The organism is Salinivirga sp., from assembly GCF_035268865.1.
Taxonomy (GTDB): Bacteria; Bacteroidota; Bacteroidia; order Bacteroidales; family Salinivirgaceae; genus Salinivirga.
On sequence record NZ_DATFKB010000098.1, the window covers coordinates 1 to 11,753 of the forward strand.

Genomic DNA, 11,753 nt, shown 5'->3' on the forward strand with positions numbered 1-11,753 from the left:
AGTTTTTTGTTTTGTTTGCTGTTTCTTTTTTCTTTTATTATTGCCATCATCAAATTTGAAGAATGAAACTACATCACGCATATTGTCTGCCTGGCTGTTGAGTTCCTCAGCACTTGTTGCCAGCTCTTCACTTGCGGCAGCATTCTGTTGTGTTACCTGGTTGAGTTGCTGTAAAGCATTGTTAATTTGATCGGCGCCTGAATTCTGCTCATTACTGGCTGCAGTAATCTCATGCACCAACTGAGTTGTTTTTTCCACATTAGGCATGAGTTGTTGCATTTGTTCTCCTGACTCTTGAGTAAGTTTAACCGAGTTCTTAGCGGCTTCTATAATTTCATCGGCTGATTTCTGACTGCGTTCTGCCAATTTTCTTACCTCTGCAGCAACTACTGCAAATCCTTTTCCATGTTCTCCTGCACGGGCTGCTTCAACCGCTGCATTTAGTGCTAGAATGTTTGTCTGGCGGGCAATTTCATTGATTATAGTAATTTTTTCAGAGATTGACTTTACAGCTTCCTCTGATTGAGTTGCTTTTGTACTTACTTCCTGGATACCTTTATTGGCCATTGATGATATTTTCTCTGTTTCATTGGCGTTATTGGTGTTTTGTTGAATATTTGACGAAATTTCTTCCATGGTTGAAGATACTTCTTCGGCACTCGATGCCTGCTCGCTGGCTCCTTGTGAGAGTTCTTGTGAGCTGCTGCTGATTTGGTGACTTGCCGAAGCCACATTTTCGGTCTCGTTGGTTATATCGGTTACAATTTCACGCAGCTTGCCTGCCATTGTGTTTAATGCATTGGCCAGTCTTCCTATCTCGTCTTTTTGGTCAATGTCGACCCGTACATCCAGGTTTCCACGGGATATTTCTTCGGCAAGTTGAACACCTTTATTCAGTCCGCGTGAAATGGCCCTGCTGATGGATGAGTTGATTAAAATGAAGATCCCTATTGCCAAAAGTATGGCCACTATAAGGGCGTTCCGGGTGCTGTTTACAATACCCATCAATTCATCTTCGTAAATTGATACTGCAACATATGAGTTAATGGCATCCACATTTTCAAAATACAATATCTTGTTACGTCCTTCGTATTCGTAAGTAAGTTTTCCTTCTTCTTTACCTGTGGCTTTTATTTTGTCTATTGTTGTAGAGCTGCCTCCTTCATTTGATGGATGTATGATAAGTGTACCTTCATCGTCAACAAGGAAAGGGTATCCTGATTCAAAATAGGTTTTTGCATAAAAGATATTCTTTATGCTTTCGATATCTTTTTCTCTTACACCTACGTACAGAATACCTTTTATTTCTCCATTGATGCGAATTGGTTCGTATGCTGTAAGGTACCAATCACTTACAACAAAGGCTCTGCCTCTGAAGGTGCCGCCTTGCATTACTGTTTGTGCTACCGGTGAACTATTTGGTATGAATGTTCCTACAGCTCTTTCTCCGCTCTTTTTTCTCACATTAGTTGCAATTCTGAGAAAACCCTGGTCTATTTTTTGGAATATGGTGGCAGTGGAATTTGTCAGCGATTCTAGTTTATCTACAACCTTTGTGTTGTTTTGTAGTGTTTGTCCACCTAAAGTCCATTCATTTACTTTTAGGCTTGTGCTGATTTTGGTTTCCTGGTTTACTGCCTGGAATGGGATTTTCGATTCTTCATTGACTTCAATTTCTCCCAAACTATAGAAATATTGGTGCGCTACTTTCAGGTCTGTATTCACTTTTTCCTGGTTTTGTGTAATCTGGTTCTCAATGAGTCTGGTCAGATCTTCCGCCTGTTCATACATGCGCGTGTCAGTATCTTCTATAATTTTTGCACGCTGAGTGTTCATCATATATAGGCCCAGTGCAATTACAATTATACCAATTGTGAGACTAAGGATAATATTTAGTCTGGCTCCAATTTTAATGTCGTTGATTTTTTTCATATCTATTGGCTTTTAGTTTTTCTAACAAATCCAATAGATATGCCAATGTGCGTAAGGTGTTGTTTATTATGTTTTTGAGTGGTTGTATGTTTGGCCTGGGATGCCTGAAATATACGATATTTCGTATTATATACGATATTTCGTATATTATTTGGGCTTGGTAATGTTTAATTTTTTCATTCGTGATTCCAGCGTTGTCGGTTTTATATCCAGCAATCTGGCAGCGCCGTTTTCGCCTCGTATTTTCCAGTTTGTACTTTTTAATATTTTGAGTATATGCTTTTTTTCCTGCTCGTGTAGTGCTGTGGGTTCATTTTCTGCATTTTGGGGTTTTGGTACCTGAAACCAATCATCGATTACAAGCTTATTTCCGGGGCTTAAAACATGTGCTCTTTCTATTATGTTCTGCAATTCGCGGATATTTCCCGGCCATTGGTAGGCCTGAAGTTTCTTTAGCGCTTTTTGCGGCACTGTGTCGATTGCTTTATGACTGGTTTTATTGAGTTTTTCAATAAAATGCCCGACTAACAATGGAATGTCTTCAAGATGGTCTCTGAGCGGCGGGAGTTTTATCGGAATAATATTGATTCTATAATAAAGATCGCTTCTGAATTCGCCTTGCTGCACCGCTTTTTCTAGATTCCGATTTGTAGCTGCGATGAGCCTGAAATTGGTTTTAATTGTTCTTGTTCCACCTACTCTTTCAAACTCATTTTCTTGTAAAACTCTAAGCAATTTTGTCTGAATAGCCGGGGGGAGTTCTCCAATTTCATCTAAAAAGAGGGTGCCTTTATGGGCAAGTTCAAATTTACCATATTTTAGTTTATCGGCTCCTGTAAAGGCTCCTTTTTCATGTCCGAATAGTTCACTCTCAACAAGGTTTTCAGGAATAGCTGCGCAGTTAACTTTTATCATCAATTGTCGGGCTCTTGTGCTCTCTTCATGAATAATTTGGGCCATAAGTTCTTTCCCTGTTCCTGTTTCGCCTAAAAGCAGTACGGTTGAGTCTGTTTTTGCTACCTGCAGTGCTTGACTTATGGTTTTTTGAAATTCCCGGTTTTGGGTTACAATGTATTTGTTGTTGGTCTCTTCATTAGTTATTAATTGTTTTAGCTGTGTATTTTCTTCTTCTACCTGTTTTTTAAGAGAAAGAATGAAGTTATATGAATTAACAAGTTTTTTGTTTTTCGCTTTCAGATCGTTAATCAGGTTTTCATTATTCTTTTTTAGGGTGGAATTTTCTATGGCGTTATTTATGGATTGTTTTATATCGTTTAAATTCCATGGTTTTAAGATGTATCGATAAATACCACCCTGGTTTACCGCTTGCATTACCGTGTTTGAGTCATCAAAAGCAGTTACAATTATGATACTGAGCCAGGGATGCTTTTGCTTTACTTTTTGGGCCAATTCAAGACCTGTCATTTCAGGCATCCGCTGATCTGTAAGCAAAACGTCAATATCTCCGCGATCGATGATAGTCAAAGCTTCTTGTGGAGATGTTGTAATCTCGACATCATACCAGTTATTGAGCGCAAGTTCAAACGTCAATAAATTGTTTTGTTCATCATCTACGTATAAAATCTTATGTTTCATACTATTCAATAGGTAAAACAATTGTGAAAACAGAGCCTTTACCCGGCTCTGAATCTATATGAATTTTTCCATTATGATCTTCAATTATTGTATGTACAATCGACATCCCAATGCCTGTGCCTTCCCCTGGTTTTTTTGTTGTAAAAAACGGGTCGAAAAGCTTTTCCTGGGTCGTTTTGTCCATACCTATACCATCATCCTGAACTATTATTTTAAATTCATTTTTTTGATCATTTCTGCGGGTTCTGATTTCAATATTTCCTGTATCGGTAATAGCCTGAATAGCATTCATTATTATATTCAGAATGACCTGACCCATTTTTCCGGGGAACCCGTTAATAGTATTATTTTCTGCGAGTTTCTTGCTGATTTCAACGTTGTATTTAAATTTATTTTGCAGAATTATCAGCGAGGAATTAATGGTTTCTTCAATATCGACAGGGCTTTTATCCTCATTATCCATTCGTGAGAATGTTCTTAAGCCATTTACAATATTTGTTATTCGATTCACACCTGTTTTTATGGCTTTAACCAACTCTGTTGTTTTTACTGAGTACCTGTTAATATTAAGGTTGTTTGCCGGCTCTTTATTTGTTTTTATTATTTCTTTGAGTTCCGTTATTAAATCAGACAACATGATTTCGAGACCCATAATTCCGCTATGAATAAAATTTACGGGGTTGTTTATTTCATGCGCTATTCCAGCAGTTAAAATACCTATGGAGGCCATTTTTTCTGTGTGTATAAGTTGGTTTTGAGTGCTTTGTAGTTTGCTTAAGGCATTTTTTAATTCATCCCGCTGGAACTCAAGTTTTTCATTTGAGTCGGTTAGTTGCTCGTTAAGTGCCTGAATTTCCTCTGTCCTTTGTTCTACGAGTGATTCGAGGTTGTGCTTGTGGGATTCAAGCTCTTTATGCATTTGCTTTAATTCTGTGATATCTAAAGAAAAGGCAATGTGTCCTTTTATTTCAGCATTTTCGTAATAGGGGGCTAAAACACGTTTAAAATTTTTGCTTTTGTTTTCGAAACTAAACTCACCTTCAGATTCTACCACTTCTCCCTTATTTACCTGTTTTAGTATTTCATCATAACTTTTTTTGTCTATGGCAGTCGGAAAATCCCTGGCATTTTTGCCTATATAATCACCCCATTTATTTTTTGAAAATCCGCTTTGAGCCAGGATGTTTTTTTCTTTATCGAGTACCCAGAGCTCAAGCGGAATAGAGTTGAATATGGAGTTTAGCAGAGCTTCTCTTTTAACAATTGTTTGCATTGCGCGCTTTTGCACTGTAATATCCCTGAGATTTGCCTGCATCACAAAATCGTGGTTTTGATCATAAAACGCTATAGCCCTAATTTCTCCTGTTTTTAATTCCCCCTTTTTGTGTGTCCATTGTATCTCAATTGGTTCAACAGGTTCATTATTAAGTAATGAACTAAAAAGTGCGTATGAGCTCTTTTTGCTTTCTTCTGTTAGTCCGGTGAAAACCTCGTAATGATTGTTAAGGTATTTTTCTTTGGTGTAACCGGTGAGCTCGCAAAATGAATTGTTTACATCCAGAATAATTCCTTCTTTACTTACTGTAATTATTCCATCGGGAGCCGTTTCAACAATTTTTCTGTATTTATGTTCGCTTTCACGTATTTTTTGCTCTGCTTTTTTTCGTTCTGTAATATCTCGGACAATCGCTTGAGTCAATTTTTTTTCAGGATCAAGAAGGCTGAGCGTAATTTCTGCGAAAAATGTTTCTCCATTGACTTTTTTTAACTCCCATTCAAAAAACTGGGGTTCACCGTTAAGTGTTTTTTCTATTAACCGGGTAGCTTTATTTAGACTATTCTGATTATCAGGTTGTTTTGCCGGGTGCAGTGTATTAAAGTCAGGTATGCTTTTACATTCAATATTCCCACAAAATAAATCATGTGCTTTATTGTTCCACTCTATTATGTCCGGGTGCTTAATAATTAGTATCGCATCAGTAGAATATTCGAAGAGGGTTTTATACTTTTTTTCCTGTTCTTTTCTTTTTGCCTCGATACGAACTTTTTCAGTGATATCTTCAATAATGCCAATATTATTGATCTGTTTCATCTGTTCGTTGTAATGATGCCTGATAGACATCCTTACATCGATAAGGTTACCATTTTTTTGTTTAAACCGAACCTCAAATACCGATAACTTATCTTCTTCTGCAATTGATTCCAGTATTTCATTCCTCAGGCCCGCAAACTCGTATAAGTCGTATTCCAATTGCTGAATGTGCTGAAAAACGTCTTGCTTTGATTCATAGCCCAGAATTCTTACAAATTCAGTATTAAGATCAACAAATTTTCCGTCAATTGTTGTCTCGAAGATCCCTATCGGAGCATTTTCGAATAATTGTTCTATGTTTTTAAATTCGTTCATCTGTGTGTTATTCCATTTGCCCCTGATTGATGAGATGTTTATAGTTATTTTCTATTGCGCACCAGCTGGCTTTTATTTCTTTTGGTAAGTTTTTATTAAACGTTGATTATTATATACCTCTGCAGAGTTCTGATTTTTAAGTGATATTTTATAACCCGTGTACTTATTGTTGTATATGAGAACTGCATTTTCCGTGAAAATCATTTGGTACAGTAGCTTTTCTTTTCCCCAACCAAGTTTGAGTATCTCAATGGCATTTTTTCGATGCCTGATTGTAAGGTCATTTTTAAGTACTAAAGCATGGTCTTTTTTTATATAATCATCCCGGTTCAATAAATTTTTGATATAGTAACCTTTAGCTGTTTTTTGTATGTCTTCTCCAGCCAGGGCACGCTTATATTCATAGTCGCCATTAGTATTTAATAACAGCTTTTGGTTCGAAAGTTTTCCTTTAATAAGTTCAGTAACCGAATCGGTTTGATGAATATTATAGTGCGCAGAGAATCCTATCCCTTTTTTTATTCTAACGGTAAATGAGTTGTTATCGCGTTTGAGTGCTGTAACGCGGTTAAAAAGGGTAGTATGATCTTTCTTGGTAATGTGAAATGGTTGATCATTTTTTATCCCCATAATTTTAGGAATTAGCAGGCATAAATTGCCGTTTAAATCGTAAAAAAGTCCGTTGCCTAGATAAAAGCCTGCATCATGGTATGGCATCTCTTCGCTTCCTTCACCTTCGGTGCTGCGATCGCGATCTGTTTTGTTCCGAACAATATCAATCCTTTGCCCGTAAATATCGAGCATTGGTGTAAGCTCCAGTGAGTCAGGCTGTACTCTGTTTGCCTGATTTATTTCGCTTTGATTAAGTGTAGCACAGCCTGTAAGGCCAACTATAAAAATAAATAACCATGAAATGTTAGATAACCTCATAAACCTTTCTGCATATATTCTTAGCTCCCGAAGTTAACTTTTGATCCTTGATAAGAAAATTTTTTCGGTTAAAATTCGCTTGTCATGAGAAATAATGGTTTCATTTCAAAGCTTTTATAATACGGACGTAATCTTTCAATATTATAGTGTTTATCTACGTTAACTTTTTTAGTGTTACTTGTAACTACTTCGATGGGTAAATTGTCATAACGGCCATTCTGGAGCACCACCAGCCTGCCATGTACTCCCTGCAAAATTAAATCCAGCGCAAGGTTGCCATAGGCCATTGGAACAATAGAGTCAATAGAGTCCGGATCGCCACCACGTACGAGGTATCCGAGTTTTTGATTTATCACATTTACTTTACGGCCTTTATTAAACTTTGGTGAAATTTCTTTTACCCTTTGAGATACGAGGTCTCCAATTCCGCCAAGTTTAGCATGGCCGTACATATCTTTTTGGCTATTTTCAAATACCATTTCGCCGCCTTTAAACATAGCACCTTCAGAAACTAAAACTACTGAATAATTGCTGGGGTTCTTTTTACGGTCTTCTGTAAGTAACTCAGTAAGATGTTCAATATCGAATTTATGTTCCGGAATGACGCATCTGTTGGCAGCACCTGCCATGGTTGGCAACATTGCAGTAAAACCTGCATAACGACCAAATACCTCCAAAACGAGAAACCGTTCATGTGATCCGGCTGATGTGCGCAAAATATTCGTCATCATAATGGTTCTGGTAATACAAGTGCTAAAACCAATACAATAATCGGTTCCCGGAACATCGTTGTCCATTGTTTTAGGTATAGCCACTACATTCACACCTTCCTGGTATAGGCGAACACCGTAGCTAATTGTGTCGTCTCCGCCAATAGGGATGAGGTAATCTATTCCGAGGTATTCAAGGTTTTTAAGTACTTCCGGAGTAAGGTCATTCACTTCATCGGTGTATTGTTCTTTGAGGTGGTCAGGCACACGTTCTTTTGGTATGTGACTTGGACGTGTCCTGGTACTGTGCAAAAAGGTACCACCGGTTCGCCCGGCTTTGTTTACTATGTCTTCGTTAAGTTCAATGTAGTGCTCTCCTTCGTCCACTTTTGGTTTGCGTTGCATATCTACAACTCCGCCCCAGCCTTTCCTTAAACCAATTACTTTGTAGCCTTCGCGCAAAGCTCTTATTGTTACCGCCCTGATAGCCGGGTTTAATCCTGGAACATCTCCGCCGCCGGTTAAAATACCAATGACGCCTTTAATTTTGTTTACTTTGGCCATAATTTATGCAGTTTTAATGAAATATCTATCTGCAATTTAGCTTTTTTCAACGAAAGATAAAAGCCTTTTAAGTATTGGTGAGCTTAAAATCCGCTAAAAATAAAACCGGATTAATCTTTTTTATGCGACACGGATATAAAAACATGAGTAAAGTCTTTATTCAGAAAAACAATAGATATTATCTTTGAAAATATAAATCACTCATTAAATGGAGTTGCCAGCCCGCGAAATCCTATCATTGTTCTTGCCAGGTGAAAAGTATCCGGGTATAGAGCCGCTTGGTAATGGCCATATCAACGATACTTTTCTTGTTAGGTCATCTGACGGCTGTAAGTATGTGCTGCAGCGACTTAACCAGAAGGTTTTTAAAGATACAAACGCTGTAATGTATAATTATAAACTGCTTGTGAATAATTTTTTGAATAATGCAGGCGTGTGTCTGCCTGGTTTTTATGAGTCTGTGAATAATAATTTGCTGGAATTCGATAAGCATGGAAATCCATGGAGGCTTATTGAATTTGTTGAGTTTGCTTATAGTCTGGACCATATTGTGAATAAAGAACAGGCATATCAGGCGGGTCTTGGATATGGTGCTTTTCTGAAGGGGTGCGTTAAGTGTCCGGTTGGTAAATTTCAGGAAGTTATTCCGGAATTTCATAATCTGAAGTGGCGCATGCAACAGCTCGATTTGGCCGCTGAGCAGGATACCGCGAAGCGCTTGAGTGCAGTTACTGATCTGGTGAGCTTTTATAGAAATCAATATGCACGGCTTAATGGCTTAATTGCAGTATTAAATTCCGGTGAAATTCCTGTAAGGATTGTCCACAACGATACAAAAATTAATAATTTAATGTATCGGGGCGAACAGGTAAGGGCAGTAGTAGATCTTGATACAGTAGGGCCCGGAAGTGTTATATTCGATTTTGGTGATGCCATTCGCACAATTGCCAACAGCTCAGATGAGGATGAGCAGGAATTAGGTAATGTAGCATTTAATATGGATTTCTTTAAGGCATTTGCTCAGGGTTATCTTTCTCAAACAAAAGATATGCTTTCAGACACAGAAAAGTTTCATTTTTGGCAGGCACCTTTATACATGACACTAATTATGGGCGTGCGGTTTTTAACCGATTATTTAAACGGTGATATTTATTATAAAACGGAGTATGAAGGTCATAATTTGGTTAGAACAAAGGTTCAGAGCAAACTAATAGCTTCAATGGAATCTAATTATCATCCAATTAAAACAATAATTGAACAAATGTTAACTGACAATCAATAATTTATTCTTATGAAAAATCAATATTTCATTTCAGGGGCTGCATTGTTCGCATTGATCCTGGTTTTACTTACAGGATGCAAAAACACCAATGAAGAATCGGCTGATACAAATTTTAAAGCTATTGAGGCTTTTAATGAACCTGCAAGGCCAGATGGGCAAAAAGATGTAATTGAACTGCGAGCCGATCCGATTGATACCGTAAGAATGGCCATTATTGGCCTGGGTATGCGCGGATCGCAGGCTGTAAAACGCTATAATTATATTGAAGGCGCAAAGATTGTTGCGATTGCCGATGTTGTACCTGAATATGTGCAAAGAGCTCAGGAAATGTTAACCACTGCAGGCAACCCTGCCGCAGATGAATATACAGGTGCAGAGGATTGGAAAAAAATATGTGAGCGTGATGATATTGATTTGGTATATGTGTGTACACACTGGGACTTACATACGCCCATTGCGGTTTATGCCATGGAACATGGTAAACATGTGGCTGTTGAGGTGCCTGCAGCCTTAACAATAGAAGAATGCTGGCAATTGGTAAATACCGCAGAGCGCACACGAAAGCACTGCATGCAGCTCGAAAATTGTAATTATGATTTTTTCGAAATGGCTACTTTGAATATGGCTCAGCAAGGTGTTTTTGGAGAAATTGTACATGCTGAGGGTGCCTATATTCATGATCTCAGATGGTTAAACTTTAAGGAAAAAGATGGTTATTGGGATATGTGGAGACTTAAGCATCTTGAAAAAGAAGATGGCAATACTTATCCAACCCATGGATTGGGCCCCATTGCTCATATTTTAAATATTCACCGTGGCGACCGAATGAACTATTTAGTATCAATTTCATCTGGCCAGTTCGGCATGTCAGCTTATGCAAAAGACAAGTTTGGTGATACCTCTCGATACGCCCGGGTAGAATATGCAAAGGGCGATATGAATACTTCTATTATCAAAACTGTAAAAGGTAAGACGATGCTTATACAGCATGATGTGACAAGCCCCCGGCCTTATAGCCGTATACACCTGGTGAGCGGCACTAAAGGATTTGCTCGTAAATGGCCTGAAAAAGGAATCGCCCTGGAGCCGAATGCGCACCATTTTCTGCACGAGGATGAAATGCAGGAAATGCTCGAAAAATATGAACATCCAATTGTAAAAGAGGTTGGAGAAAAGGCCAAAGAGGTTGGAGGACATGGTGGTATGGACTTTATTATGGATTACCGGTTGATCTATTGCCTGAGAAATGGATTACCCCTTGACCAGGATGTATATGATGCCGCTGAATGGTCTGCAATTATTCAACTGTCTAGAATTTCAAATAAAAATCAGGGTATGCCGGTAAAAGTACCCGACTTTACGCGGGGCGCCTGGAATAAAGTTAATCAGGTGAAGTATTACACCAAATAGATTTTTAAACCATACAATATTTTTTATGCCTGAAGTTTCTGTTGTGCTTCCGTTTTATAATGCTGAAGATACCCTCAGCGGCGCCATGGAGAGTATCTCGAACCAGACGCTACAAAATTTTGAGTGCATACTGGTAAATAATAACGCTACAGATCGTAGTTTGAGGTATGCAGAACTTCATGCGGCTAAAGATAACAGATTCAGAATATATCATGAAGCCAGGCAGGGAGTGACTTACGCTACCAATACCGGTAGCAGCTATGCTAAAAGTCCGTATGTGGCCAGAATGGATGCAGATGACATTGCATTACCAACAAAACTGGAAAAACAATTAGACTTTTTAGAGCAAAATCACGATTACGGAGCTGTTGGTTCACTCGTTAAATTTGGAGGAGATGCCCAGGAGGCTGCAGGTATTAAGCGATTTGTAGATTGGAATAATTCATTGGTGAGTTATGAAGATATTTTAGCCAACAGGTTCGTTGAATCGCCTATTGTAAACCCAACGGCTATGTGGCGTAAGTGTGTCGAACAAGAAATGGGGAGCTTTAGAGATGGAAATTTTCCTGAAGATTATGAATTATGGCTCAGATGGCTGGAAAATGGTGTGAAAATTGCTAAATTACCTGAGGCGCTTTTGCTATGGAATGACCCGCCCGGTAGATTAACACGCAATGATGAGCGGTACAGTTTTGATGCATTTTACAGGATTAAGGCGTACTATCTTAGCTTGTGGCTAAAAAGGCATAATGCCCTGGATCCCTACGTATATATCTGGGGAGCAAGCAGGCGGATTCGAAAACGCGCTCAAATGCTGCAAGCGTATAAAATTCAGATCAAAGGGTATATTGATATAAACTTACGACGGAAAATAGATGAAAAATTGATTCACTATTATGATTTGCCCAGTCCTGATGAAGCT

8 protein-coding genes are annotated in these 11,753 nt (G+C 38.4%); 3 read left to right on the top strand and 5 right to left on the bottom strand.

All coding sequences use genetic code 11. The features are described 5' to 3' along the window. From VJ937_RS05765 to VJ937_RS05785, 5 genes are all read right to left on the bottom strand, one after another. On the bottom strand, positions 1 to 1,932 hold a 1,932-nt coding region (locus VJ937_RS05765; RefSeq protein ID WP_324065938.1), incomplete at its 3' end, for a methyl-accepting chemotaxis protein. Positions 1,933 to 2,079: 147 nt separating this feature from the next. After that, positions 2,080 to 3,528 carry a sigma-54 dependent transcriptional regulator gene (locus tag VJ937_RS05770; RefSeq protein ID WP_324065939.1) on the bottom strand — a complete coding sequence of 483 codons (1,449 nt, stop codon included), beginning with the start codon at positions 3,526 to 3,528 and terminating at the stop codon, positions 2,080 to 2,082. A 1-nt stretch (position 3,529) separates the two neighbouring features. Further along, complete coding sequence (locus VJ937_RS05775) at positions 3,530 to 5,935, bottom strand: PAS domain S-box protein (protein WP_324065940.1); 2,406 nt, start codon at positions 5,933 to 5,935, stop codon at positions 3,530 to 3,532. Between the two features lie 72 nt (positions 5,936 to 6,007). Then, on the bottom strand, positions 6,008 to 6,865 hold the full coding sequence (locus VJ937_RS05780; protein ID WP_324065941.1) for a hypothetical protein: 858 nt from the start codon (positions 6,863 to 6,865) through the stop codon (positions 6,008 to 6,010). Between the two features lie 68 nt (positions 6,866 to 6,933). Then, positions 6,934 to 8,139, bottom strand: a complete 1,206-nt coding sequence (locus tag VJ937_RS05785; RefSeq protein WP_324065942.1) for a 6-phosphofructokinase — start codon at positions 8,137 to 8,139, stop codon at positions 6,934 to 6,936. Between the two features lie 208 nt (positions 8,140 to 8,347). On the opposite strand from VJ937_RS05785, the gene VJ937_RS05790 reads away from it, so the two are divergent. From VJ937_RS05790 to VJ937_RS05800, 3 genes are all read left to right on the top strand, one after another. Next, on the top strand, positions 8,348 to 9,421 hold the full coding sequence (locus tag VJ937_RS05790; protein ID WP_324065943.1) for an aminoglycoside phosphotransferase family protein: 1,074 nt from the start codon (positions 8,348 to 8,350) through the stop codon (positions 9,419 to 9,421). A gap of 9 nt (positions 9,422 to 9,430) precedes the next feature. Further along, positions 9,431 to 10,831 (top strand): Gfo/Idh/MocA family protein, encoded by a 1,401-nt coding sequence (locus tag VJ937_RS05795; protein ID WP_324065944.1) that lies wholly within the window; start codon positions 9,431 to 9,433, stop codon positions 10,829 to 10,831. A 25-nt stretch (positions 10,832 to 10,856) separates the two neighbouring features. Further along, a partial coding sequence (locus tag VJ937_RS05800) for a glycosyltransferase family 2 protein (protein ID WP_324065945.1) occupies positions 10,857 to 11,753 on the top strand: 897 nt, incomplete at its 3' end.